At 63.1% G+C, this 24,611-nt stretch carries 29 protein-coding genes, 1 tRNA gene and 1 riboswitch; of the genes, 4 read left to right on the top strand and 26 right to left on the bottom strand.

Features of this window, described 5'->3' with window-relative positions; translation table 11 throughout:
• The 6 genes from ACTCHC_RS10780 to ACTCHC_RS10755 form a co-directional block, all read right to left on the bottom strand.
• Positions 1–445: MBL fold metallo-hydrolase (locus ACTCHC_RS10780; RefSeq protein WP_463022498.1), on the bottom strand; the 445-nt coding region annotated here is incomplete at its 3' end.
• Positions 445–1,251 (bottom strand): TatD family hydrolase, encoded by an 807-nt coding sequence (locus tag ACTCHC_RS10775; RefSeq protein WP_463022497.1) that lies wholly within the window; start codon positions 1,249–1,251, stop codon positions 445–447. The genes ACTCHC_RS10775 and ACTCHC_RS10780, both read right to left, overlap by 1 nt.
• On the bottom strand, positions 1,248–2,387 hold the full coding sequence (locus ACTCHC_RS10770; protein ID WP_463022496.1) for a DNA polymerase III subunit delta': 1,140 nt from the start codon (positions 2,385–2,387) through the stop codon (positions 1,248–1,250). The genes ACTCHC_RS10775 and ACTCHC_RS10770 overlap by 4 nt, the downstream gene beginning before the upstream one ends.
• Entirely contained in the window at positions 2,384–3,010 is a 627-nt protein-coding gene (gene tmk / locus ACTCHC_RS10765) for a dTMP kinase (RefSeq protein ID WP_463022495.1), read from the bottom strand. The genes ACTCHC_RS10770 and tmk overlap by 4 nt, the downstream gene beginning before the upstream one ends.
• Before the next feature lie 2 nt (positions 3,011–3,012).
• A complete protein-coding gene (locus ACTCHC_RS10760) occupies positions 3,013–4,164 on the bottom strand; it encodes a D-alanyl-D-alanine carboxypeptidase family protein (RefSeq protein WP_463022494.1) in 1,152 nt (383 codons plus the stop codon).
• Positions 4,165–4,189: 25 nt separating this feature from the next.
• The gene (locus ACTCHC_RS10755; protein WP_463022493.1) at positions 4,190–5,113 is read right to left on the bottom strand and encodes an SPOR domain-containing protein; all 924 of its coding nucleotides are present in this window, start codon (positions 5,111–5,113) and stop codon (positions 4,190–4,192) included.
• A 218-nt stretch (positions 5,114–5,331) separates the two neighbouring features.
• On the opposite strand from ACTCHC_RS10755, the gene ACTCHC_RS10750 reads away from it, so the two are divergent.
• Positions 5,332–5,421, top strand: a tRNA-Ser gene (locus ACTCHC_RS10750).
• A 28-nt stretch (positions 5,422–5,449) separates the two neighbouring features.
• Here the strand turns inward: ACTCHC_RS10750 and ACTCHC_RS10745 are convergent.
• Positions 5,450–6,010 carry a hypothetical protein gene (locus ACTCHC_RS10745; RefSeq protein ID WP_463022492.1) on the bottom strand — a complete coding sequence of 187 codons (561 nt, stop codon included), beginning with the start codon at positions 6,008–6,010 and terminating at the stop codon, positions 5,450–5,452.
• A gap of 31 nt (positions 6,011–6,041) precedes the next feature.
• Here ACTCHC_RS10745 and ACTCHC_RS10740 point away from each other — a divergent pair, with 31 nt between their 5' ends.
• Both ACTCHC_RS10740 and ACTCHC_RS10735 read left to right on the top strand, forming a co-directional pair.
• Complete coding sequence (locus tag ACTCHC_RS10740; RefSeq protein WP_463022491.1) at positions 6,042–7,571, top strand: glycosyltransferase; 1,530 nt, start codon at positions 6,042–6,044, stop codon at positions 7,569–7,571.
• A 17-nt stretch (positions 7,572–7,588) separates the two neighbouring features.
• A complete protein-coding gene (locus tag ACTCHC_RS10735; RefSeq protein ID WP_463022490.1) occupies positions 7,589–8,623 on the top strand; it encodes an acyltransferase family protein in 1,035 nt (344 codons plus the stop codon).
• Positions 8,624–8,678: 55 nt separating this feature from the next.
• Here ACTCHC_RS10735 and ACTCHC_RS10730 read toward each other — a convergent pair whose 3' ends face one another.
• The 19 genes from ACTCHC_RS10730 to hemP form a co-directional block, all read right to left on the bottom strand.
• The gene (locus tag ACTCHC_RS10730; RefSeq protein ID WP_463022489.1) at positions 8,679–9,560 is read right to left on the bottom strand and encodes a DMT family transporter; all 882 of its coding nucleotides are present in this window, start codon (positions 9,558–9,560) and stop codon (positions 8,679–8,681) included.
• A 223-nt stretch (positions 9,561–9,783) separates the two neighbouring features.
• Positions 9,784–10,041 (bottom strand): rhodanese-like domain-containing protein, encoded by a 258-nt coding sequence (locus ACTCHC_RS10725; RefSeq protein WP_463022488.1) that lies wholly within the window; start codon positions 10,039–10,041, stop codon positions 9,784–9,786.
• A 138-nt stretch (positions 10,042–10,179) separates the two neighbouring features.
• Complete coding sequence (locus ACTCHC_RS10720) at positions 10,180–10,923, bottom strand: ABC transporter permease (protein WP_463022487.1); 744 nt, start codon at positions 10,921–10,923, stop codon at positions 10,180–10,182.
• Positions 10,920–11,627, bottom strand: a complete 708-nt coding sequence (locus ACTCHC_RS10715; RefSeq protein ID WP_463022486.1) for an ABC transporter ATP-binding protein — start codon at positions 11,625–11,627, stop codon at positions 10,920–10,922. The genes ACTCHC_RS10720 and ACTCHC_RS10715 overlap by 4 nt, the downstream gene beginning before the upstream one ends.
• A 37-nt stretch (positions 11,628–11,664) precedes the next feature.
• Positions 11,665–12,615, bottom strand: a complete 951-nt coding sequence (locus ACTCHC_RS10710) for an ABC transporter substrate-binding protein (RefSeq protein WP_463022485.1) — start codon at positions 12,613–12,615, stop codon at positions 11,665–11,667.
• Positions 12,612–13,604, bottom strand: coding sequence for a HesA/MoeB/ThiF family protein (locus tag ACTCHC_RS10705; protein ID WP_463022484.1), 993 nt, complete (start codon positions 13,602–13,604; stop codon positions 12,612–12,614). The genes ACTCHC_RS10710 and ACTCHC_RS10705 overlap by 4 nt, the downstream gene beginning before the upstream one ends.
• Positions 13,601–14,197, bottom strand: coding sequence for a thiamine phosphate synthase (locus ACTCHC_RS10700; RefSeq protein WP_463022483.1), 597 nt, complete (start codon positions 14,195–14,197; stop codon positions 13,601–13,603). The genes ACTCHC_RS10705 and ACTCHC_RS10700 overlap by 4 nt, the downstream gene beginning before the upstream one ends.
• Positions 14,194–14,958: a thiazole synthase gene (locus tag ACTCHC_RS10695; protein ID WP_463022482.1), complete on the bottom strand. Its 765-nt coding sequence runs from the start codon at positions 14,956–14,958 to the stop codon at positions 14,194–14,196. The genes ACTCHC_RS10700 and ACTCHC_RS10695 overlap by 4 nt, the downstream gene beginning before the upstream one ends.
• A gap of 3 nt (positions 14,959–14,961) precedes the next feature.
• On the bottom strand, positions 14,962–15,156 hold the full coding sequence (gene thiS, locus ACTCHC_RS10690) for a sulfur carrier protein ThiS (protein WP_463022481.1): 195 nt from the start codon (positions 15,154–15,156) through the stop codon (positions 14,962–14,964).
• A complete protein-coding gene (locus tag ACTCHC_RS10685; protein ID WP_463022480.1) occupies positions 15,153–16,136 on the bottom strand; it encodes an FAD-dependent oxidoreductase in 984 nt (327 codons plus the stop codon). The genes thiS and ACTCHC_RS10685 overlap by 4 nt, the downstream gene beginning before the upstream one ends.
• Positions 16,133–16,936, bottom strand: a complete 804-nt coding sequence (gene thiD / locus ACTCHC_RS10680) for a bifunctional hydroxymethylpyrimidine kinase/phosphomethylpyrimidine kinase (protein ID WP_463022479.1) — start codon at positions 16,934–16,936, stop codon at positions 16,133–16,135. The genes ACTCHC_RS10685 and thiD overlap by 4 nt, the downstream gene beginning before the upstream one ends.
• A gap of 62 nt (positions 16,937–16,998) precedes the next feature.
• A riboswitch (TPP riboswitch) is annotated at positions 16,999–17,103 on the bottom strand.
• A gap of 127 nt (positions 17,104–17,230) precedes the next feature.
• Entirely contained in the window at positions 17,231–18,310 is a 1,080-nt protein-coding gene (locus tag ACTCHC_RS10675) for a DUF1513 domain-containing protein (protein ID WP_463022478.1), read from the bottom strand.
• A 3-nt stretch (positions 18,311–18,313) separates the two neighbouring features.
• The gene (locus ACTCHC_RS10670; protein WP_463022477.1) at positions 18,314–19,297 is read right to left on the bottom strand and encodes an imelysin family protein; all 984 of its coding nucleotides are present in this window, start codon (positions 19,295–19,297) and stop codon (positions 18,314–18,316) included.
• On the bottom strand, positions 19,297–20,814 hold the full coding sequence (locus ACTCHC_RS10665) for a di-heme oxidoreductase family protein (RefSeq protein WP_463022476.1): 1,518 nt from the start codon (positions 20,812–20,814) through the stop codon (positions 19,297–19,299). The genes ACTCHC_RS10670 and ACTCHC_RS10665 overlap by 1 nt, the downstream gene beginning before the upstream one ends.
• Positions 20,801–21,286: a bacterioferritin gene (bfr, locus tag ACTCHC_RS10660; RefSeq protein WP_463022475.1), complete on the bottom strand. Its 486-nt coding sequence runs from the start codon at positions 21,284–21,286 to the stop codon at positions 20,801–20,803. The genes ACTCHC_RS10665 and bfr overlap by 14 nt, the downstream gene beginning before the upstream one ends.
• Positions 21,234–21,533 (bottom strand): (2Fe-2S)-binding protein, encoded by a 300-nt coding sequence (locus ACTCHC_RS10655; protein ID WP_463022474.1) that lies wholly within the window; start codon positions 21,531–21,533, stop codon positions 21,234–21,236. Before ACTCHC_RS10655 ends, bfr begins: the two co-directional genes overlap by 53 nt.
• 11 nt (positions 21,534–21,544) lie before the next feature.
• Entirely contained in the window at positions 21,545–22,816 is a 1,272-nt protein-coding gene (locus ACTCHC_RS10650) for an imelysin family protein (RefSeq protein ID WP_463022473.1), read from the bottom strand.
• Between the two features lie 18 nt (positions 22,817–22,834).
• Entirely contained in the window at positions 22,835–23,305 is a 471-nt protein-coding gene (locus tag ACTCHC_RS10645) for a hypothetical protein (protein WP_463022472.1), read from the bottom strand.
• A gap of 10 nt (positions 23,306–23,315) precedes the next feature.
• The gene (gene hemP / locus ACTCHC_RS10640) at positions 23,316–23,474 is read right to left on the bottom strand and encodes a hemin uptake protein HemP (RefSeq protein WP_463022471.1); all 159 of its coding nucleotides are present in this window, start codon (positions 23,472–23,474) and stop codon (positions 23,316–23,318) included.
• A gap of 380 nt (positions 23,475–23,854) precedes the next feature.
• Here hemP and ACTCHC_RS10635 point away from each other — a divergent pair, with 380 nt between their 5' ends.
• Positions 23,855–24,598, top strand: a complete 744-nt coding sequence (locus ACTCHC_RS10635; RefSeq protein WP_463022470.1) for a GMC family oxidoreductase — start codon at positions 23,855–23,857, stop codon at positions 24,596–24,598.
• Positions 24,599–24,611 lie beyond the last annotated feature (13 nt).

Here is a 24,611-nt window from a genome sequence, read left to right as displayed (position 1 = left end):
CCTGAATCGTGACATCACCGCGGATGGTGTGCATGTCCAGGATGGGGGGGTAAGGCGAATCCGCCGGTTGCACAAAGGCATAGCCAAAGCGCGAAAACAGCGCATCCTGCGTGGGGCCATCGGCCCAGACAGCCAGGCGCCGCCCGGTGTTGAACACGATCTGGCGAAGGTCATCCAACCCGTGCACATGGTCGGCATGCGCATGGGTATAGATGACGGCATCCAGTTCGCCGACGCCCGCGTTCAGCAATTGCTGGCGCATATCGGGTGTGGTGTCGATCAGAACGCGGGTCACGCCGTCTTCGTCTTCGCGTTCCACCATCAGCGAACAGCGCAGGCGCGTATTGCGCGGCTCGTCCGGGTCACAGTCACCCCAGTTGCCGCCCAAGCGTGGCACGCCGCTCGATGACCCACAGCCCAGAATGGTGAAATGCATTCGTGCCATCATGCCGCCTTTGCCCAGGCCGCGGCCCGTGTGAACAGCCGGTCGAAATTGGCCTGTGTCTGTGCTGCGAAATCAGCGTATTCCATGCCGAAGACCTCGGCCCCCACGCGCGCGGTATGGGCGGTAAAGGCAGGTTCATTGCGTTTGCCGCGATGGGGCGGCGGCGCCAGATAGGGCGCATCGGTTTCGACCAGAATGCGGTCCACCGGGGCGGCGGCGAAAATATCGCGCAGATCGCCCGATTTCGGGAAAGCGGCGATGCCCGACATCGACAGATAGAACCCCAGATCAAGCGCCGCCTGCGCCAGAGCGGCGCTGGAGGAAAAACAATGCATCACGCAGCCGAAGGCACCCGCGCGGTGTTCTTCGGCCAGGATGCGGGCCATGTCGTTATCGGCGTCACGTGAATGGATGATTATCGGCAGGCCGGTTTCGCGCGCCGCCGCGATATGGATGCGCAGGCTTTCGGCCTGAATGGCGGCGGTGTCGGCGGTGTAATGATAATCCAGCCCGGTTTCGCCGTAAGCCACGAATTTGGGATGCCGGGCCAGGGCGGTCAGTTCATCCAGCGTGGCCAGCGGTTCTTCGGCCGCGCTCATCGGGTGGGTGCCGGCGGCGTAAAAGACGGGGGCGTGGACCTCGGCAATGGCGCGCACGCGCGGTTCGTGCCGCAACCTTGTGCAGATCGTGACCATGCGTGTCACCCCGGCGGCCTGCGCACGCGCGACGACCTGCGGGATTTCGCCTTCGAAATCGGGGAAATCCAGATGGCAATGGCTGTCGGTGATCTGCGCGAGTTGTGTCATGCCGGGGCCCGTCTGGCGGCCAGTGAGGCCGCGCATTCGTCTATGCGGAAAATCATATCAAGGATCAGCGCGGCGGGGTCAAGGTTCACCGCCCGCCCGTGACGTGCGCGCGCGCCCAGCGTTTCGGCCAGTTCGGCCCAGCGGCGCGCGGCATAGGTGTCGGGGCACAGCCGGGTCAACAGATCGGCTTCGCCCGGCGCCCCTTGCGGGGTTGGCGCACCTGCCACCCCTGTGCGCGCCAAACGCGACAGGAACAGATCGAACAGGCGGAGCATCACATCGAACCTGTCGGCATTCGTGGCGCCGGCGGCGGAATTGGCAAGGGCCAGCGCACGGCCGCGATCCAGCCGGGGCAGGGTGGCGAACAGATCGACAATGGCGACGTAAATGGCCAGCCCGTCCAGATTGGTCAGCCGGATCGCCTCGCCCACAGAACCGCCCGACAGTGCCGCCAGCGCATCAGGATCCGGAACATCGGCACCTGCCTGTATCAGGGCCTGTGCCATCAGATCGGGCGGAAGGGCTGCGCAGCGCAGCTCGCGGCAGCGCGACCGGATGGTGGGCAGCAGCGCGGCAGGCCGATGCGCGACCAGCAGCAAGGTTGCGTCCGCGGGCGGCTCCTCCAGAACCTTCAGCAGTGCATTGGCGGCGCTGGTATTCATCTCATCGGCGCAATCGACAATCACCACCCGCCGCCCGCCATCGGTTGCGGACAGGCCAAAGAACCCTTTCAACTTGCGCGCCTCATCGACCGAAATCACCGATTGCAGCTTGGCGGTCTTTTCGTTCCAACCCCGGCGCAACAGGAACAGGCGGGGTTCGGACAGCGCCCGCATCCGGCGCAACACCGGATGATCGGCGGGTGCATCCAGTGTTTGGGGCGGCGGGGGCGCGCCGAACATGCCGCCGTCATCCTGTGGCTGTGTCAGCAGGAAGCGGGTGATGCGCCAGGCCAGCGTGGCCTTGCCCACGCCACGCGGCCCGGTGATCAGCCAGCCGTGATGCATTCGCCCCGAATTGAACGCGCTCAGAAACGCCTGTTCGGCCGCCTGCTGGCCCAGAAGCCGTGTCGTTTCACGCGGATGTGGCGCACCCTCGACGCGGTCGGGTTCAGGCAGATCGGCTGGGTCGGTCATCCCAGGTGCGCCCGAACGATACCGGCAATTTCGGCCGCCACGACCTGCGGGTCGCGATCACCGTCGATCACCTTGCAGCGGGCGGGAAATTCTGCGGCCAGTTCCAGAAATCCGTCGCGCAACTGGGCCTGCAAGCCTTCGCCGAAATCCTCGAACCGTTCTTCGCCGCCCTGTCGGCTGCGCGCGCGCGCCAGTCCGGTGCCCGGGTCCATGTCGATGACAAAGGTCAGATCGGCTTCGCGGCCGATCATCATCATGTGCAACTGATCGACCACCCCGCGCAGATCGCCGCGGGTGATCCCCTGATACAGCCGGGTGGAATCGACGAACCTGTCGCTGATCACGACCTTGCCGGCCGCAAGGGCGGGTTCAATGGTCTTTTCCAGATGATCGCGCCGGGCGGCGGTGAACAGCAGAATTTCTGTTTCCGCCGACCAGCGGTCCGGGTCACCCTCCAGCACCAGGCGGCGGATGTCTTCGGCACCCGGCGATCCACCCGGTTCGCGCGTCAGCATCACATCATGTCCGGCCTGGCGCAGCAGATCGGCCAGCATGCGCGCCTGCGTCGATTTCCCGGACCCGTCGATGCCTTCAAAGGTGATGAATATGCCCCGGGCCGCCATATCTATCCGGCCTGCGCCTGCAAGCGGCGCAGCAATACCTCGGCGGCGGTGCGGATGCGGGGCAGGAACCCGCCCTTGGCCACGGCGCGTTCAGCCACCAACGGCACGCTGACATCCTGCATGTCGGGCAGTTTTACCACCAGTGTGCCGATCTGCTGGCCTTCGGCGATGGGGGCGCTCAGCGGGGTTTCATATACGATTTCTGCCTGCACCTGATCCTGAATCGTCGCGGGAACCACGACCGACAGATCCTGCTCCGCCACCAGCCCGACACGGCGCTCTGCGCCCAGCCATATATCGGCCTCGGTCAGGCGGGTGCCTTTGGTCACGACGGTTTTCTGGACAAATTGCCGGAAGGCCCAGTTGATCAGCTGTTCGCCTTCCTGCGCGCGCTCGGCTTCGGAATTAAGGCCGGATATCACCACGATCACCCGGCGTGCGCCCTGCACCGCCGACCCGACCAGGCCATACCCTGCCTCTGCGGTATGGCCGGTTTTCAGACCATCTGCCCCGACACCCATCTTGAGCAGTGGATTGCGGTTAAACCGGTTTTGCGGGGCGCGGCCGTCATAATCGTATTCGGCCTCGCCGAAATAGCCGTAATATTCCGGAAATTCGCTGATCAGCCGGTCAGCGAGTATCGCCAGATCCTTCATCGACATGCGGTGGGCCGGGTTCGGCCAGCCAGAGGCATTGGCAAAGGTCGACCCCGTCATGCCAAGCGCCTTGGCGCGTTCGTTCATCGACCGGGCAAAGGCATCTTCGGTGCCGGCCAGCCCTTCGGCCACGACGACACAGGCATCGTTCCCCGACAAGACGACGATGCCCTGAATCAGGTCGCGTACCGTGGGACGGTCGGTTTCGTTCAGGAACATAGTCGATCCGCCCATGTTCTTGGCACGGGTCGAGACGCTGAATTCTGTATCCAGCGTCACGCGCCCGTCACGCAGTGCCTCGAACAGCATATTCAGTGTCATGAGTTTTGACATGGATGCCGGCGGCAGCGGTGTATCGGCATTTTTCGACAGCAAGACCGTTCCAGTTGTCTGGTCCAGCACATAGGCGGCGGTGGCGCGGGTGTCGAACGCCTGCGCGGCGGATGTCAGCAGCACGGTGCCCGCCAGCGCCAGAACAAGTGTTTTGATATATCGCATGGGTCCGTCCGTATGTTGGGGTGGTCTAGTTGGAAACGAAATACGCGTCGGAATATCCCAGCCCCTTGGCTTGTTTCAGCAAATCCTGCCGCGCCGCCTCTGTCGACAGCGGGCCGATGATGACGCGCCAGAAGGTCTTGCCGCTGCTTTCCTGTTTCAGGACCGTCGGCAGGATGCCGTTCTGGCGCAAGGTGTCCGCAGTGCGGTTTGCATTGGCTTCGATATTGAAGATACCGATCTGGATATAGGGTTTGGCAAGGGCTGGTCCAGCCGGATTGGCCGGTTTTGCCGCTGTGGCAGGGGCGGTCTTGGCCGCATCGCGTGCGGGGGCGGCGGGCGGCGGGGTGGTGCCCGTGGTGGTTGCGCCGGCCTTTGTTTTTGCTTCCGCCTTGTCGATCGCGGCTGCGGCAATCGGCGCAATGGGCTGCGTCGTGATGGCGCCGTTGGCGGGTGCAGGCGCGGCTTGGGGCGTTTCTTCAGCCTTGACCGGTGCTGGCGGATTGACCGGAACCAGTTCCTTGCGCAGCGCCACGACCTGCAGCGCGGTCGGTGCACCGGCCAGCAGGCCCAAAGCCGCGGCCGCATCGGATGATACGGTCAGCTTGGGGCCGGGGTTTTCACGCTCGCGGTTGAACAGGGCGCCGATAACCGATTTGCCATTGGTCTGGTTGCGGATCATCACGCGTTCGGGCTCTGCGATGCCGGGATAGGCCACCCAAACCCCGCCCAGCGACGGCCGCCCGTCCCATAGCCCCGGCTCGGATGCCTGGAACACATCGGGCGATTCAATGTCGCGTTCGATCATTTTTCCGACCGGACGGTCGCCCTCGACGGCAACCGAGCCTTCCGAAGGCTTCAAGAACGAAAACGTCTGACCATCTTCGCAGCCAGCCAGTGCCAGCGCGGCACATAGAAAAAATGCACCTTGCCCGATAATCTTGTTCGACATTTCATGCCCCCTGCGCGGCGGTTTTCGCCATTATTGCCCGATATACGCCATTTTTGGTCTCGCCCGCGCATACAATAGCGGGCATGACCCTTCATGGAAAGGCTGCGGCGCGGCGGGGCGGCAAAAATCGGCTTGGAAACGGGCTTTCAGAATCGCAATTGCCACGCTAAGGCAAACCGCCGTGTGCAAGGTGGCCTGCAAACTGAAGGCTGCGGCAGGGAAGCGTGTCCGAGTGGTTTAAGGAACTGGTCTTGAAAACCAGCGTGCGGGAAACCGTACCGTGGGTTCGAATCCCACCGCTTCCGCCACGATTTAACGCATTGATTGAAATCTGTTTTATGGCGTTGAAATTGTCGCGCGATAACCGTGATATATGAGATGTTCGGCCCCTCTGCGACTTGAAATTGCAGATGAAACACGGCCGTTCATCATGCGATGAGTCCCCTTGCGCGATTTGACTTGCGAATGCGGCCGAAAAGTCGGGGCTTGGTGCAGATGCTGCGACGCGGAACGGCCGCACGGCGTGATCGGCACCAAGGTCCCGATCACGCTGACGAAATCGGGGGACACCACCAGCCTGTCATCTTGATCGACGCCGGAAAATTCTGCCTTCGGGTGGTAGAAGGTTCGGCGTCGGACCACGCGGACCTGCTCCGTGCCGAGGCCGATCCGTCTGGATTGACACCCGCCAATCCACCTTCTCTCGGCCAGCGGGGCGACGATCTGAGCTGGATAACCGGCTTGGTGCTTTTGTCCTTCTGGCGGGCAATCAGATGAATTTTGCGGCAATTGCGACACAGGGTGCAGCAATAATATCACAATAGGAGTCTCGCCGCTGAATTTCCGGGCATACCGCCAGATCGGTGCAACCTGATGCGGAAATTCAGCGAAGATCACCGTGATCGTGAATCATCAGGGTTTACAGCAATTGGAGAACAAGATTGTGCCGGTGCTGGAGTATGGTTTTCTTGCCATCGTGACATTCATGGTGGTTTTTCTGCTGGTGATGTCGGTCTATAACGTCATTCTCGTGCGGCGCTATCGCCGCACCCGCGGACCCGATCCATTGCCGGTCAGCAGGTTTTCCGATGCCGAGTTGCCGCGCGTGGTTATCCAGTTGCCGGTCTATAACGAGGGGCGTCTTGCCGCACAGTGCCTTCGGCTTGCGGCCCAGCTGGACTATCCGCATGACAGGCTTGAAATCCAGTATCTGGACGATTCCGATGACGGCGTGACATCGCAGATCGCGGTTGCTGAAATCGAAAAGCTGCGCGCAGCCTATCCGGGCATAGTCTTTCAATATCTCAAGCGGGGCGATCGAAGCGGGTTCAAGGCCGGGGCATTGAAATACGGCACCGAACGGACCACCGCCGAGTTTCTGGCGATCTTTGATGCCGATTTCGAAATTCCCTCTGATTTCCTGCGTCAGACAATCCACTTCTTCACTGATCCCGGCATCGGTATCGTGCAGGCGCGCTGGGATTATCTGAACGACAGCAGTTCTATCTTCACGCGGCTGCAGGCCAACAAGCTGGACAGTCACCAGATGTTCGAACAGACCGCGCGGGCGCGCAGCGGGCTGCCTGTGATCTTCCACGGCACGGCTGGTGTCTGGCGTGCCACCGCGCTGGCCGATGCCGGGGGTTGGGATTGCATCAGCGAAGTGGAAGACGTGGAACTGACCATCCGCGCGATGACCAAGAACTGGCGCGTCGTCTATCTGGATCACCTTCGCCTGAAATCGGAATTGCCAGAAACGACGAATGGCTTCATCCGTCAGCAGATGCGCTGGAAGCGCGGCTGGAGCCGCGTGACGCTGCATTATACGGGAATGATCCTGCGCGCCGACTTTCCGCTGCGCCAAAAGCTGGACCTGCTCATGCGGATACACCTGACCTGGGGCCCGTTCTTCGGGCTGGTCATGACGCTTGCAGTGCTGCCGTTCTTTGCGATCGCCAAGAGCCACGGGCTGTATCCGGTGGCCGTCGTCCTGTATGGCAGCGGGCTGGTTCTATCGCTTGTGACGCGCCATATGGAGACGCGGACACTGTCTGAAGATCCCCGCGCGCGCGCGCCCATGCAAATGCACCCCTTGCTGCGCCCGCTGCCGCTGAATTACCTGATCCTGAGCATGGGCATGCTCTGGCCGCTTACCCAGGCCATGTTCGAGGGCTTCTGGTCCAAACCCGTCTGGGAAGTCACGCCCAAAAGCGGCACCACGGCGCTTTCGACAGGCCATGCCGCCATTCGCCGGTCCAGACGGTTGCCGTTCTATGTGACCGGAACACTTCTGCTGTCGCTGGCCGGTTTTGCGCTGGCCGCATTTTCGCTGCTCTGGGGGCTGTGGCTGGCGGTTGTGTTCTATCTGATGATGGGGCTGGGTGCGGGATATGTCGCGGTGGACCTGCTGCGCTTTTTCTGGGCGCGGCCCCGCCTGCAACCCTCGACAGTGTCCTGACCGGCCGGTGCTGATCCATGATTATGGCGCAGCCGCAACCCTATCTTTCGGTTCAGGCGCTGCGCGGGGTGGCGGTCTTTGTCGTCATCTGGTTCCATGCAAGCGTCATCTGGCCGGTCCCGGTTTATATCAACCTACCCGTCCTGGATGATCTGGGCTGGCTCGCCGTGCGGCTGTTTTTCGTGCTCAGCGGCTTCATCATCGCCGACCGCATCGCAGAGGCGCCATCGCTGCGCATGTTTCTGTTGCGCCGCTACCTGCGGGTGCTGCCGCTCAATGTGCTGGCCACGCTTGCGGCGCTAGGCGTGTCGCTGGCGGTGGGGGGCCCGATCTATACCAGCATGACGACCGATAGCGGCGCGCCATATGCGCCGGGGCCGCTCTATCTTCTCAAAAGCTTGTTGATCGTTCCCCAGGACGAATGGCCCTATCTGTTTCTGGGCTGGAGCCTGGAATTCGAGATCGTCTTTTATCTGGTGTTCGGCGTGTTGTTCTTCACGCTGGCGCGGCGGGCCGCAACGTTGATCTTCATCGCGATTTCATTGCTGTTGTGGATAACCAAAGGGTTCGGTCTGGATGTTACCCAGGGCTATTATGTCTATTTCGCGGTCGGATTGATCGCGCGCGAGTGGCTGCGCCATGACCCGCCTTCGATGCTGACAATCCCGCTGGCCGGCCTTGCGGTCGCGATCCCCTTGGCAAGATCGCTTTGGGGGATGGATTTCGGCGCGGCCTTCATCCCCTTGACCGCTTCGGGGTTCATGGGCGTGCTGGTTCTGGCGATGACGCTTGAACGTCGTGGCCAGGCCTTTACCCGGCCCGGCTGGTGGAGCCGGCTGGGGGACATATCGTTTTCGGCCTATCTGACACATGCGCTGGTAGTGAATTTCCTTGGCTTTCTGGCCCGTGGCTGGCTGACGCATCCACTTCTTGCCGAAGGCGCCCGCCTGTTCACGGTGTGGGTTTCTCTGATCGCCTCTGCCTGGGTTTTTCACCGTTTCGAACGCCCGATCCGCAGGTATATCGCCGCAAGGTTGAAGGCCACGCCCTGAAGACGGCGCAGCGCGCAAGGATGACGGGTGGGGCGGCGGGCTTGCGGCCCTGTGATCAGGGATTCCCGGCCTTTTCCCGAAAGATCGTGACGATGCCGCTGGCAATGATGATGGCCGCGCCAACGAAGGTCATTGTGTCGGGAAGTTCGTTCCAGATCAGCCAGCCCAGCGTGGTCGCCCATAGCAGGCCAGTATAATCCAGTGGCGCCACGACAACGGCAGCGGCCAGCCGGAAGGCCTGTGTCATCATCGTCATGCCCGCAGTGCCGAATATGGCGATGCCCGCGAAAAGCCAAAGGTCATCGGCCTGAACAGGCACCCAGACGAATGGCACGATGAATGCGCTCAGCAATGCGGCGGCGGCCGTCAGATAAAGAAGCAGCGTCCATACACTCTCGCGCGGGTCCACCCAACGGGCGCCAAGCATCAGCAGCGCATAAATAAACGCCGTTGCGACGGGCAGCAGGGAAACAAGCTCAAAGGTCGCCGCGCCGGGCCTGATCGCGATCAAGACCCCAATAAAACCGCCAAAGACGGCCGCCCATCGCCGCCAGCCTACATGTTCGCCCAGAAAGACGGCCGACAGGACCGTGATGAAAAACGGCGCGACGAATATCAACGCTGTCGCTTCTGCCAGTCGCAGGCGCATGATGCTTGTGAAAAACAGGGCGGTCGCGCAAACCCACAACAGCCCCCGCAATAGATGTGCAACGGGCCGATACGACCGCAATGCCGCCGTCCCACCCATCCGCAGCGCGATGAGAACCGTGAACGGCAGCGCGATCAGATTGCGCAGGAACAGGATCTGAAAGGGCGAATAGCCTTCGCTTAGCGTTTTGGCGATGGCGTCATTGATGCTCAGACAGGCAACACCCGCGCACATCAACACGATTCCCGCCGTGTTGGTTTTCGGCGCACCGGATGACAAGGTTCGCATCGCTTTCTTCCAAACTCGACTTGGCCAACCCGCGGGCCGGCCGCGATAGGCTACGAAAATGCCGGTGCGGGCATATCGGCAATATTCAATCGGCCTTGTTGATCTGAAGGCTATTACCGTCTCTGGGCGTCATTTTCTACCACTTACCGTCAGGCCCAGAAGGCGCCAGACCTGCATGCGCCCCGGTATTAATAGATACGTTCTGACGAATATCCGGCATTGATCATGGTGTGGATCGGGGGCGACTGGCCGCACCAGACGCCATTGCAAAACAGCGCGACAGGTTTTGCTGCCGTGCAGTCCCAGTGACCTGCCCCCCGGTCGTCCCTCGTTCATAACGAGAGTCCTTGGGGTTGATCGCGCCGGGGATCGTGCCGCCTTCGAACCAGTCACGGGTGCGGCTGTCTATCACCACAGCCTTCGGATCTTGCAGCATCGTGATCAATTCCAGCTCGCCGATCGTCAATGCAGGTTTCTTCATGGCTTTGTCCGCCCCGCAAATCCGCCTTCGGGGTCCAGCTTGGGCGCACGGGGGGCAGGTCATCGAAAAGTCGCGATCATGTGCTGGTCCATCGGCCCGAACAGCGGCTGTCGGCACGTGTCGGCGTCGGTATCCTTGTCAGGAAAACCGGGCAAAGCATCTTCGGACAAACATGCTGATCACGGCATGAAAGCCTGTGGCAAGCAGCGTGATCAGCGTCAGCGCGGCAAAGGTCAGATCAATTCGCATGCGGCCATTGGCATGGATCATCACCGCCCCAAGGCCTTCGGATCCGCCAACCCATTCGCCGATCACGGCGCCCACAGGCGTATAGACGGCGGCCAGTTTCATCCCGCTTCCCAGCATCGGCAACGCCATCGGAATGCGGATGTGCCACATTTCACGCCAGCGGTTGGCGCCCATCGTTCGGGCCAGATCCAGACAGGCGAGCGATGTGCGCTCCAACCCGTCAAGAAAAGCCGAGGCGACGGGGAAAAATCCGATCAGGGCGGCGACCACGATCTTGGGCGCAATGCCATAGCCCAGCCACAGCGTCAGGATCGGCGCCAGCGCGAAAATCGGGATCACCTGCGAAAACAACAAAACCGGGCGCAACGCAGCGGCCAGCCTAGGGCGGGCGGCCATCATCACCGCCAGGGTCGCGCCGACCCCGGCGCCAAGGGCGAACCCGGCCAGAATCTCGGTCAGGGTGCGCAGTGTGGCCCGTGCAAGGATCGCGTTATGGGTCAGCAGGGCCTCGGCGACGGCCCGGGGGCCGGGCAACAGGAAGGGCGGCAATCCGGTTACCAGGATCAGCCCCTGCCACAGCAGCAGGCCGCCCGCGACTATGGCCAGCACGGTGCAGGTTCGCCGCAGGGTCATTGTGCCACCCGGGACAGCAGCCGGGTCAAAAGCGCGCCCTGACAACCCAGCACCGCAGGGTCCGAGGGCAATCGTGGCGTCGGCGTGTCGGGGGCGCGTTCTTCGACCAGCCCATCTTCTGACAGCAGGTGGATACGGTGCGACAGGCGTGCAGCTTCTGCAGGGTCATGGGTGACCATCAACACCGTGCGCCCCCCCAAAAGGCCGGCCGTCAGATCCTGCATCGCCAGCCGCATACGCACATCCAGCGCCGAGAATGGCTCGTCCAGCAGCACAAGCGGGCGATCCTCCATCAAGGTTCGGGCCAGGGCCACCCGTTGCCGTTGCCCGCCTGACAGTGCGGGCGGGTACTTCCCGGCATGATTAGACAGGCCCACCCGTTCCAGAATACTGTCCAGGCGCAGGGGGTCGGCCGTCTGGCCGCGCAGCCGCGCCCCCAGTGCCGCGTTCTGCCGAACCGTCAGCCAAGGCAAAAGCCCCGGATCCTGCGCCATCAGCGCGACAGGCAGGGGGTTCTCGAGCCGGCCTTCGAACGTGCCGCCGATCGGCAGATCCGCGATCAGGCGCAAAAGGGTGGTCTTGCCCACGCCGGATGGCCCCAAGATGGATGTCCACCGGCCTGGTTCCAGCGCCAGCCGGATCGGAGGAACCAGAACCCGCCCGCCGAACCGCACCTGCCCGGACAGGATCACCGGCAGTGTCATGCCTTTCGCCGCGGCCCAGGGTGGTGGGCGGTCGTGCTCATTCCACCGCCCCTGGATCAATCGCCAGATCTGACACCGGCAGGATACCTTCTGTCAGACCGGCCTTGAACAGGAAGGTTTCAAACCGGGCATAACGGCCATGGTCCAGCGCGGCCGGGCTGTGGGCAAAACGCGGCAGGGTGTCGATCCATGCACGGCTGTTCAGCTCATCCGACAGATCCGGGCCAGAGGCCGCGAATGTGGCAAAGGCCGCGTCGGGATGGTTGAGCATGTATTCCGTGGCGCGTTCGATCGCGGCCAGAAAGCGGGCGATCTTGTCGCGGTCCAGCGTGTCGGAATTGGCCACGAAGATCAGTTCGTCATAGCTGGGCAGGCCTTCCTCCTCGGGATAGAAACACCGGCCATTGGCCCCGGCCAGCCGCATCTGTGTCAGCTCAAAGTTGCGAAAGGCCCCGATCACCGCATCCACCTGACCCGTCAGCAAAGACGGCGTAAGCGACCAGTTCACGTTGATCATTTCGACATCATCAATGGACAGCCCCGCCTTGGCCAGCATGGCCGCCATCATCGCCTCTTCGATGCCGGAAACGGAATAGCCCACCTTGCGGCCCTTCAGATCGACAAGACTTTGGACCGGGCCATCGGCATCGACCATCAGACAGTTGAGCGGTGTGGCGATCAGCGTGCCCACACGCATCAATGGCAGGCCCTCATGCACCTGAAGATGCAGTTGCGGCTGATAGCTGACAGCCAGATCGGCACGGCCCGCGGCCACCAGTTTTGGGGGTTCGGTCGGATCGGCGGGGGCGACCACTTCGACGTCAAGCCCCTGTTCTGTGAAGAACCCCTTTTCCTGCGCCAGAATGATCGGCGCGTGATCGGGGTTCACATACCAGTCCAGGATCAGGGTCAGCTTGTCCTGCGCCATGGCGGGCAAGGCAAGGGCCATCCCGACCGCAAGCGCGGCCACAAAGCGGGTGTGTTTCATGTGGTCTTGTCTCCTTGAACAGGGGGTGTGTCGGCTAAAAGGACGATCTCGCCCCCCCAATGGGGGCGCAGGCGATCAGCCGCGCGCCAGGCACGCAGCCCAGAGCGGCAGGCGAAAACGGCCCGCTGGCCCGGTGCGGGGCAGGGGCCGGACGGGCCGAAGACATCTTCGGCAAGGCGTTTGGCATGGGGGGCGGCGGGTTCGGGGGCCTCTTGCGTATCGCGCAAATCGACCACGAAATCGCTTGCGCGCAGGTCTGCCTTTGCAATGAAACGGTGCGGGGGCTGGTCCGGCTCTGGGGCGGTGTCAAAGCGGATCGAAGCCATCCGAAACCCTGACATGTCATATTGCACAAGCTGGCCCAGCGGCGACGGTTCCAGCCCGATCAGCACCGCCAACGCCATCTGCGCCTGTAAAAGCCCGAACATGCCCACAACCGGCCCCAGCACCCCGGCCGTGGCGCAGGTGGCCAGCGTGTCGGGCAGGTCGGGAAAGACCGCCCGCAACGATGGCGCACCGCCGCAAAACCCGCCGACATAGCCCGACAGACCAAGAACCGAGGCCGAAATGAACGGCTTTCGCCGGGCCAGACAAATATCGGAGAGGGTATAGCTGACAGCGAAACTGTCGGCGCAGTCCAGCACCAGATCGGCCCCTTCCACCAGCGCGGGCGCGTTTTCGGGCGTAAGCCAGGCAACCTGCGGGAAAACCTGCACCTGCGGGTTCAGCCCATGCGCAAAGGCGGCGGCGGCCACGGCCTTGGGCTGGCCAAGGGCGGGCCCATAGATCGGCTGGCGGTGCAGGTTCGTTTCTTCGGCCCGGTCGGGGTCGATCAGCGTCATCCGCCCCACACCAGCACCGGCCAGATATTGCACCACCGGCACGCCCAGCCCGCCCGCGCCCACGACCAGCACATGCGCCGTCCCGATCCGCGCCTGCCCGTCGGCGCCGATCTGGGGCAGGATGGTCTGGCGGTCATAGCGGATCATGCCGTCACCCGCAGCCAGTCGCGCACGCGCGCCTCGGGGTCAGGGTTCAGGGTGATGTCGGTTACGACCGAAACCACATCCGCCCTGGCGGCAAAGGCTGGCGCCGCGCGCGCAGGGGTCAGACCGCCGATGGCGATCAGGGGCGTATCGCCGATCAGGGCTTTCCAGTCGGTCAGCTTTTCAACCCCCTGCTGGTGCCATTTCATTTTCTTCAGGATCGTCGGCCAGACCGGCCCCAGCGCGACATAATCGGGGCGCAATGCCATTGCCCGCGCCAGTTCGGCCGCGTCATGGGTCGAGATACCGATCTTCAGCCCCGCGGTGCGGATCGCGGGCAGATCGGCGGTGTCCAGATCTTCTTGCCCCAGGTGAATCCATTCGCAGCCTTCGTCGATGGCGATGCGCCAGTGATCATTCACGACCAGAACCGCCCCCGCCGCGCGGCACAGATCGCGGGCGCGGTGGATCTCGGCGCGGATCCGGGGGGCTGTGCTGTCCTTGATCCGAAGCTGCACCAGTTTCACCCCAAGCGGCAGCATCCGGTCCAGCCAGTCGGCATTGTCGAAAATCGGATAGAAGCGCGGCAACGTCATTCCAGAAACGCCTTTCCGATAACAGGGGTCGAAGGGGCGGCCATGTCACGCGGATCTATCGGATCGGCCAGAAAGGCCGCGCGCCCGGCCTGGACGGCCAGCGCCATCGCACGGGCCATGGCAACGGGATCGCCCGCCTTGGCCACCGCCGTGTTCAACAGCACTGCGTCATATCCCATTTCCATCGCCTGCGCGGCATGCGACGGGCGGCCGATCCCGGCATCAACCACAAGGGGCACATCGGCAAAATGCGCGCGCAGGGACCGCAGGCCATAGGCGTTGTTGATCCCCAGCCCCGATCCGATCGGTGCGCCCCATGGCATCAGCACCTGACAGCCCGCATCCAGCAATCGCCCGCAAACGGTCAGATCCTCGGTGCAATAGGGAAAGACCTCAAACCCGTCATCGGTCAGGATCCGCGCGGCCTCGACCAAGGCGAAGACATCGGGTTGCAGCGTGTCGGTGTCGCCGATCACCTCAAGCTTGATCCAGCGCGTGTCGAACAGCTCGCGCGCCATATGGGCGGTGGTGACGGCCTCTTTCACCGTATGGCAGCCCGCCGTATTGGGCAGGATGCGGATGCCAAGCCCGCCAACAATATCCCAGAATGCCTGCCCGCCGCCCTGTTCACGCCGAAGCGACACCGTGGCGATGCCGGCACCGGACGCGCGAAACGCATCGGCCAGAATGGCGGGTGACGGATATTGCGCGGTTCCCAGCATCAGCGCGCTGTCGACCCGGGCTCCATAAAAAACCGGCATGTCTCAGCCCCCCTGCATGGGGGCGACGACCTCGATCCGGTCGCCATCCAGTATCTGCGTTGCCGCGCGAAGACCGGCGGGCACGAAATCGCCGTTGCGCGCGGTGGCGACCTTTGGCCCGAAACCGCATTCCACCAGCAGATCGGAAAGGGTGGCGGCATCGGTGTTTTGCGGCTGACCATTAAGCGTGATGTTCATATCTGAACCTCGTCCATGAATTCGGGGGTGGCGCCTGTTTCCAGATGATCGGCGGCCATGGTGGCAACCGCGGGCGCCAAAAGAAAGCCGTGACGATAAAGCCCGTTGGCATAAAGCGTGGAACCACGCCGCCGCAATCTGGGCAGATTGTCGGGAAAGGCCGGCCGGGCATCCGCGCCGGTTTCCAGTATCTCGGCCTCGGCAAAGGCGGGGTGCAGGGCATAGGCGGCCGATAACAGTTCCAGAACCGCGCGCGCGGTGACAACCCCGCGCCGGTCGCTTTCGATCATGGTGGCCCCCAGCATGAAAACCCCGTCGCCGCGCGGCACGATGTAAAGCGGAATGCGCGGATGCAGCAGGCGCACCGGCCGCGACAGGGTGATATCGGGACAGCGCAGCACCAGCATTTCGCCGCGCACGCCGCGCAGATCGGCCAGCTGATCACGGGCGGCCAGGCCGCGTGCATCAATCACCAGATCGAGGGCGGTTGCAGGGGGCGCGGCATGAAAGACCACCCCCTTTGCCAGCAACCGGCGGCGCAATTCGTTCAGGGCCTGGCGCGGTGCTATATGCGCCTCGTCAGCATAGAAAAGCCCGCTGGTGAAGCGGCCAGCCAGGTCCGGTTCCAGCGCCGCGATGCCAGTGGCATCAACCATCTGGTGTCCCCGGCTGCGGCGGGCAAAGCGGGCCAGTTCGCCCCGATCCCGCGATTGCGTCAGAACAAGGGTGCCGTTACGGCTGGCTGTGCCGGTATGGCGATCCCACCAGTCGATGGCGGCCTGCCCGTGGCGTTCAACCGGTTCTTCAGCGGATTCGCCTTCACAATAGGGGGCCAGCATGCCGCCTGCCCACCACGAACAGGCATGGGGGCCGGGGGCGGGTTCGGGATCGACCAGTTCGACCGCGTGCCCGCGCGCGCTCAGTTCCGTGGCGATGACCAGCCCCATCACGCCCGCGCCAAGGATTTGAACCATGTTCATGATTTTGCCGCCCAAAGCGCATGAAAGTGATGCACCGGCCCGTGGCCCGACCCGATATGCAGCGTGTCGGCGGCGGCGATGGCCCCTTGCAGATAACCATGCGCACGGGTCACGGCCTGGGGCACATCCATGCCCTGCGCCAGACCCGCCGCGATGGCGGCCGACAGCGTGCAGCCCGTGCCATGCGTATTGCGGGTGACGATCCGCGGGGCCGTAAGGCTGTGATCCTTCGGCCCCAGCAGCAGATCGGTGCAGACTTGGCCTTCGGCATGGCCCCCCTTCATAAGCACCCATTCGGGCCCAAGCGCCAGCAGCGCCCGGCCTTGCACGGTGCGCCCGGCAGGATCACCGGCCGGGCCTGTGGCCAGCAGCTCGCCCGCCTCGGGCAGGTTCGGGGTCAGCACCGTGGCCAGCGGCAGCAGTTCCGACCGCAGCGCCGCGATGGCCTCGGCCGCAAGAAGCCGGTCGCCGGATTTTGCCACCATGACAGGGTCCAGCACCACCGGCAGGCCCCGCCCGCGCAACCCGTCGGCCACCACGCGGATCACTGCCGGATCGCCCAGCATGCCGATCTTGACGGCCCGCACGGCCAGATCGTCAAAGACCGTTTCGATCTGTGCCCGCACGATGGCGGGCGAAAGCGTCTCAACCGCCGTCACGGCACGGGTGTTCTGGGCTGTCACGGCAGTCAGGACGCTGGCGCCATAGACCCCAAGCGCCGAGAATGTCTTGAGATCCGCCTGAATCCCGGCGCCACCCCCGCTGTCAGAGCCTGCAATGGTCAATGCAATTGCTGTCACGTCGCCCCCATATCGACCGACGGATGGGAGGGGGGCTTTTGGTTGGCAGAATGCTGCCGCGCCTGCACAAGCTACCCGTTCCCTCCGCCGGTCTTAACCGGATCAGGTTCGATGGGTTGGCTCGCGCCTCTCAGCCCCGGCGTTCCGGGGCACCCCAACGAGTAAGTCCATGCAGGCTAATACCGAAACGGGCGATCCGCAAGGGGGCGTCAGCAATACCTGGGCACCAAAGCGCCCCATCGCAGAAGCGGACGATCACCGGGCGTTGTGCCGGTCCGGATCAGACGCGGCGGATCAGGCCGCCAAGGTGACGACATGATTGTCCCATGCACAGCCCCAGCGGGCCAGCGGGTTTTGGCGATCGGCGCATATGGCGATCAGCCCGCCCAGCCCGTCACTGGCCAGAAACCCCTGTCGATGCGGGGCAAGGCCACACACGTCGCTGCGCGACACCGCGCCTAGAAATTCACCGTCACCGGAAAACCTGTGGACCCTGCCGCCGCGCGGCGAGGTGATCGCGACCTCGGTGCCGTCGCCGCTGAAGGCGATGCTGCCGGCATAGCCCTGCATTGCCAGTTCATCCGCCAGCGGGGCAGGGGCCAGCAGCGCCGCCGCACCGGGCCGGTGCAGGCCAAGCAGCGGCGTGGCCGCGCCCGGCTGGCCCTCCCATTGCATCGCAAAGGCCACCAGACCATCGTCGCGAATGGCCAGGTGGCGGATCGAATTCTGCCGCAGATCGGGGCCAAGCAAGACCTGTTCGCGCAGGGTTCCGGCAATGTCCAGATAGGTCAGATTGGGCTGCATGCTGTCGATGTTCAGCTTGGTCCGGTCGGTCGGGTCGGTGGCAATGCCGCCATTGGCCACGATCAGGGTGCGGCCATCGGGCATCAGGCGCAGATCATGCGGACCGATGCCGTGGGTCGGCATTTCGCCGATGCGGGCATAGGCGGTGGCCGAGGATTTCCAAACGCCGATCACACCTTCGCTGGTATCGGCACGCTGTTCGGATGTGAACAGGCGCGCGCCGGTTTCGTCAAAGACGCCATGGCCATTGAACTGCCGCCCGGCAGGCGGGGTCAGCGGGTGCCGGACATTGCCGGTTGCGCAGTCAATGACCAGGGCAAAACTGCCCGGACGCCGGGCGAATACGACAGCCTCGGCCCGCTGCGGGTGGCCCGCACCGGCATGGCCCCGCGCAGGCAGCGCCACGCGAAAGATCCGCGAGCCGTCCAGGCCCAGCCCGAACAGGGCAAAGCGGCCATCGGGTTCTTTCGCGGCAGCCAGAAAGGCGGGATTGCCTGCTGCGGCCCAGCCAAGTGCCGGTGCGGTTCCGGCGGCAAGAAGGCTTGTCAGAAAGGCGCGGCGCGTGGTCATGGTTCAGTCTCCGTCCTGTGAATTGAAACCCGGTGCAATGCCAAGGACCGCGCCGATTTCGGTTTCGATCGCGCGACGCATCGCGCGCACAGCCTGTTGCAGCACCTCGGCGTGAAACCGGCCCTGCGGATCGCCGACATCCTGAAACGCGGGGTCCGTGATGTTATCGGCCGCCGCCAGAACCTGTGCCAGGGCCGCATCGGTCTGTGGCAGGTCGCTGCCAGACAGATGGTGGGCAAGGGCCTGGGCGGCCTTGGTCGACAGCACCACATTGCGCAGGCTGCGACCCGAGCGCCAGGCCTCTGCCAGCCTCGGACGGGGGCGGTCGAGGCTGCCAAGGGGGCGGCCAATCCGGCTGTCCGCGGTGAATTCCAGGCTTCCAAGGATTTGGGTGTAAAGGGCGCGGATCGCCTCGGCCCGGTCCAGATAGGTTGCGTTGCCGGGCTGGCCTGCGCTGGTAAGGGTCGCCGCAAAATCGGTTGACCACGCGGTATCGAGCAGCTGCGCCTGTTGCGCAAGATCGGCTGCAATGGCCCTGACAAGCCCGCAGGTGTAATCGCCCGTGTCATAGCTGGCGAAGGCCGGATCATAGAGCAGCATCTCAAGCGCGAAAAAGCCGCGCGCGGCGACAGAGACCTGGGCATAGGCGTCAGGATCGTGAACGATGGGGTCTTGTGCCGCAATCAGCCCTGACAATGCGCGCGGGGTAAACCCACGGTCGTCGGGCCAGAACGCGATCGACAGCGCGCCGGATTCTGACGGGCCGATCCGCATATCCGCGACAGCCGTCCATGTGTCAAAGGCGGTCTGATAGGCCGTGCGCAGTTTGCCGGGTCGGCAATCGGTCTGCGCGGCGCGCGACAGTTCAGCACTCGCGCGGGCGAACCCGGCCATCTTGGGCAGAATATACCCTGACACCGCCCCGCTGACATCGGCGAAGGCCATGCTGCCCCAAAGGGCGGTCACAACAACAAGGATTATCCGCATCACAGGCTCTCCAGAAAACGTAACAGGGCGGCACGGGTCGCGCCCGGCATTTGGATGACATGGTCGCGCGCGGCCTGCGCTTCGCCTCCATGCCACAGGATTGCCTCGAGTATGCTGCGCGCCCGGCCATCATGCAGAAAACTTGCCTGGCCGCTGACCTGTTCCGTTTGGCCGATCCCCCAAAGCGGCGCGGTGCGCCATTCGGTTCCGGTGGCGCGGGCCTCTGGCCGGTGGTCGGCAAGCCCTTCGCCCATGTCATGCAACAGCATATCCGTATAGGGCCAGATCAGTTGAAAGCTTTGCTCGGGCTGATCTGCCAGCCGCGCGGTGACGAAGTTGGGGGTATGGCAGGCGGCGCAACCTGCGGCGTGAAAGGCATGCTTGCCCCGCAATACTGCAGGGTCGCCCGCGTCTGGGCGGGCCGGAACGGCCAGATTACGGCTGTAGAAGGTCACAAGATCAAGACCGGCGGCGTCAATCTCGAACCCGCCGCGGGATGCGTCATCACCATGACGTGCGGCACGGCACTTTTTCTGGGCAGCGGTGCAATCCCCCCAGGGGGCGGGAAAGAGCGGGCTTGATATTCCCATATCCCCCGCGAAGGCGGCCGCGGATTGTTCGCGGATCGTTGCCATTCCCGCCTTGTGACCGAACCGGCCCAGCATCGGGCGGTCGTATTCGGCGGACCAGACGATATTGGCGCGCCCTGAAATGCCGTCGCCGTCAGCATCGTCGGGATCGGCCAGCGCAAGAATATCCTGTGCCGGAATGGCCTCTAGCAGGCCCAGACCGATCATCTGCGGGGCGACGCGCGGGCTGAGCATGGCGTCGGGATGCAGCGGGCCATATCCCAGATCGGCGGCGGAATAGGTGGGGCGGCGAAGCGTGGCGGTTTCATCATCCGACAAGGCCAGCGTGACGTCTTCATAGGTGACATCAAGCCGGTATTCCCCCGGCTGGCCCGCCGTGCCGAAATCCTGCAACTGGCCGCCATAGACCGGGTCCGGCGCGGTTGCCAGGTAATCGGCGATCTCGGCCATCGCGACATCGGGTTCGGCGGGAATGGAAATGCGCAGAAACATCGACACCGACGTGTCAGCCGGCCCGGCCGGCGGATGCCCGCGACCGTCCTTGATATGGCAGTTCTGGCAGCCGCGCGCGTTATAGATCGGCCCCAACCCATCCGAGGCCAGCGTCGATGACGGCGCCGAGACCCACAGCTTGCGGAACAAACCGTTGCCGACCTTGAAGTCCAGCTCTCGTTCAAAGCTGATATTGGCCGAAGGTTGCGAAAACGCATCGGCATTCGTCCGCAGGCGCACGGTGGCAGCCCCCGCCGGCAATCCTTCGAAGGCTTCGGGTTCGGTGAAATCCTCAGGGGGCGCGGTCACTACGGCGATCCGCGCGCGCTCGGCCGAAGTGCGCGGAACAACGTTCAGATGGATATCATCCAAAGTTTGGGCCGCCGCCGCGCTGCCGATAACGATCGCCACCAGGGCAAGACTATTCAGCCTCATCCATCGGCGAGGCATTGAGAAGGGCATAACGTTCGGCTCCGAGTTTATCGTAAAGGTCGATCTGCGTTTCAAGAAAATCGATATGGCCTTCCTCGTCGGCCAGCAGTTCCTCGAACAGCTTCATCGTCACGTAATCGCCCGCCCGCTGGCAGTATTCGCGGGCCTCTTTGTACAGCGCGCAGGCCTCTTGTTCGGCGGCCATGTCGCTGTCCAGCGTTTCCCGCGGGTTCTGACCGATCCGCAGCGGGTCAAGCTTCTGCAGGTTCGGATGCCCTTCGAGAAAGATTACCCGCGCAATCAGCCTGTCTGCGTGGCGCATTTCTTCGATGCTTTCCTCGCGGCTTTTGCGGGCCATGCGTCCCAGGGTCCAATCTTCCTGGAGCCGGTAATGCACCCAGTACTGGCTGACTGCCGTCAGTTCAGACCGGATTGCCCGGTTGAGATAGTCGATGACTTTCGCGTCGCCTTTCATGTCGGTTTTCCTGTGTTGGTTCGCGGCCTTTGCGCAGGCCGCGAAGTTGCATGGGGACTTCCAGATTGTCGTTCTGTCGCATGGTTGACAGGAAAAGCGGCATGCAAGTGCCGCAATCGGCCGCCTTTCCCAGGGCCCGATAGATCTTGCCGGGCGTGATGATCGTCTTTGGATCAGCGGCGCGCATCCAGTCGATGGCCGCATGCACGTCCGTATCGCTGATATATTGGCATTGGCAGATGATCATCGAGGTTGGCCTTATTGGAACACGGCGCCGGGATTATCCAGGCTGTCAGAGCCTTCGAATACGATCTGATCCAGATCCAGCGCGGCCACGATCCGTTCGATCGTGCGGGTCTGGTCGATCAGGCCCTTCACCCCGGCCATGATCAGGGCCTCGCCTTCGGCATTGCCGCGTTCCAGCATCATGTCATAGGCGAATCCGGTCTCTGCCGCCGCCTTGATCGCGCCAAGGGCGGTCATCGTGACATCAAGCCTCGACTGCATTTCGGCATCCAGCGACGGATTGCTTTCGGCCAGAAGGTCCGACAGCGAGGGGCCTTCGATCACCGATCCGTCCAGCCGGACATATCGCCCCTGATAGACATTCTGCACGCCAAGCCCGTCATAGTAATGGCTGTTATGGGTGTTATCCGAAAAGCAGTCATGCTCTTCTTCGGGGTCGTTCAGCATCAGGCCAAGCCGCATCCGTTCGCCCGCCTGTTCACCGTAAGACAGGCTTCCCATGCCGGTCAGCATGGCCACCAGCCCCTGATTTTCATCCGCAAGAACGGCCGCACGCGCGGCGCCGCCATCGGCCCATTGCGCAGCCATTTCTTGCAGGTCACTGATCAGAAGATCGGTTGCGGCGGCCAGATAATCGGCGCGGCGGTCGCAATTGTCATGCGTGCAGCCTTCGCCCTGAACAAAATCGGTATAGGGCCGTTGTCCGGCGCCCGGGCCGGTGCCGTTCAGGTCTTGCCCCCACAGAAGAAACTCGACCGCATGATACCCGCGCGCCACATTGGTTTCGATCCCGTCGGCCTCGTTCAACGTATCGGCGATCAACGCCGGGGTGATCTGGCCGGCGTCGATCTGTGTGCCCGCGATGGTGATGACGGGATTGGCGATCACATTCAGCGAGGCAAGGGCATTCGCATCCGTCGGTCCGCCATAGGAGGCATCCACATAGTCGATCAAACCTTCGTCCAGCGGCCAGGCGTTCACCTTGCCTTCCCAGTCATCGACGATCGGATTGCCAAACCTGTAGACCTCGGTCTGCTGATAGGGCGCGCGGGCCGCGATCCAGGCTTCACGCGCCGCGTCAATGGCGGCTTGGGACGGTGTTTCGATCAGGGTTTGCACAGCAGCACGCAGCGTCTTGGCGGTGGTCAGGCTGTCGGAATACTTGGCGGCGGCGATATCGGCATAGGTTTCCAGCACCGCACGGCGGCTTGTGTCAGCCGTAGCGATTGTTGCCGACCCAAGCGATAGCGCAAGGGCGCTGGTCATCAGGGTGAGAGTCTTCATGGAATATTCAGTCCTTTTTCAGTTGAGTTTCGTGCGTTCGGCCTGCCGCAGCCAGGACTGCGTCCGCAGGTCCAGACGTTTCAGGGCGGCCGCAAAGGTTTCGGCCAAGCCCACCAGGCATTGCGCCATGTCGGCGCGCACAAGGATTGTTGCGATCAACATCGCATCTTCGTGGTGCCCTTCGCCCGCGGCGGCCACGAAATTGGCGAAACACGCCTCATCCGCGCCAAGACATTCGCAGCCGGGTTGATGACGCATCAGCGGGCGGCGGGCATTGTGCATCAGCAGGCCGCAAAGCAGATCAAATGACTGCATGACCTGCGGCTCGTCTTGCCCGGCCAGATCGTGGCAGTTAGCCGGAATAACGGGCCGCATATCCGACCCATCGCACCAAAGCCGCAGATACCGCACCGCGCCGGCCTCCACGGCGGGAAGATCGGACAAATACCCAACCGGGCTGCCGCCGCGCAGTGAGGGGCTTATCGCCATGACGCGTCTCCTATTTCGTCAGGATAAGCTTGCCCGCGCGCGTGATCCGCAGGGTATAGGTTTGCGACCCCAGGATGATCTGCGCCTGGTTCCCGATGCCAACAAGGTCTTCGGCCTTGTGTATGGGGGGGCTGCTGTCGTCGGGCTGGGTTCTTTTCGCTTCAGTCATCGAACCCGATCCGCTGATTTTCGCAGTTCGAATTTCGGGTATGCGCGCATGTGTGAGGCATTGCCTGGCTCCAATATCCGGTGGCCCCGGGCTGCCCGGCGATTTACGCATTCGGGGGGCTAGGAGAACCCCACAAAGATGACCAAAAGAATCAACTATGTCAATCCCGACATTTTCTATCGGAAAATGCCGCTGGCCTATGCGCCGCAACGGTGATCCGGAAGCCATATCCAGAACCGAATACCAGCGAATACGCGATTGACATGAATCTTGCTGGTGCATCACTCGACCGGCACCAATATCGAATACGCCGCGACATATATCGGGAATATCGGGCGGCGGCCGCGTCATACATTGTGCCGGGGACTTGCTTCGCTCAGATGCGCTATGGCGTCGGAGAAAATCTGAGCGACCACCTGATTACCGGCTGCGGGTTCAGGACCAATGTGCCTGGCACAATCAATCACATGATGTCCAGTCCGCTGCGGCAGGGGGTCGCGGGGCTGCAATACATATTGGCGCGCCGCGGGCCGCTGGCCACCGGGCCGGCGCTGGCGGGCGGATTTATCAAGACAGATCCGGGTCTGGATGCGCCCGATCTGCAATTCTTCTTTTCGCCGCAGATTGTCGAAGGTCCGGCGCTGGCGCCGTTCAACGGGTTTTCGATTGCCTTTTATCCGACACGTCCCGAAAGCCGCGGGCAGATCAGGATCACATCACGCGATGCGACGGTCGCGCCGTCTATCCGGGCCAACTATCTGACCAGTGATTATGATGTCAGGCTTACCCTTGCCGGGCTGCGTCTGACCCGCCAGATCGCGGCGCAACACCCCTTGGCCGGAAAGATTGTTGACGAGGTCCGCCCCGGCAAAATCGCCGAAACAGATGAGCAATTGTTGGATTATGTCCGCCAGAACAGCTATTCTGGCTTTCATCATGTCGGCACTTGCAAGATTGGCACCGACGCGCTTGCCGTCGTGGACAGTGCGCTGCGCGTTCATGGCGTCGATCGTTTGCGTGTGATCGACGGGTCGGTCATGCCCGCGGTTATTTCCGGCAATACCAACGCCGCCTGTTACATGATCGGCGAAAAGGGCGCGGATATGATCTTGACCAGGGGTTAGCCGGGCGAGAAGT

It is taken from the genome of Actibacterium sp., from assembly GCF_055134745.1.
Note: the sequence above shows the minus strand (reverse complement) of the source record. Positions and strands in the feature narration are given on the sequence as shown.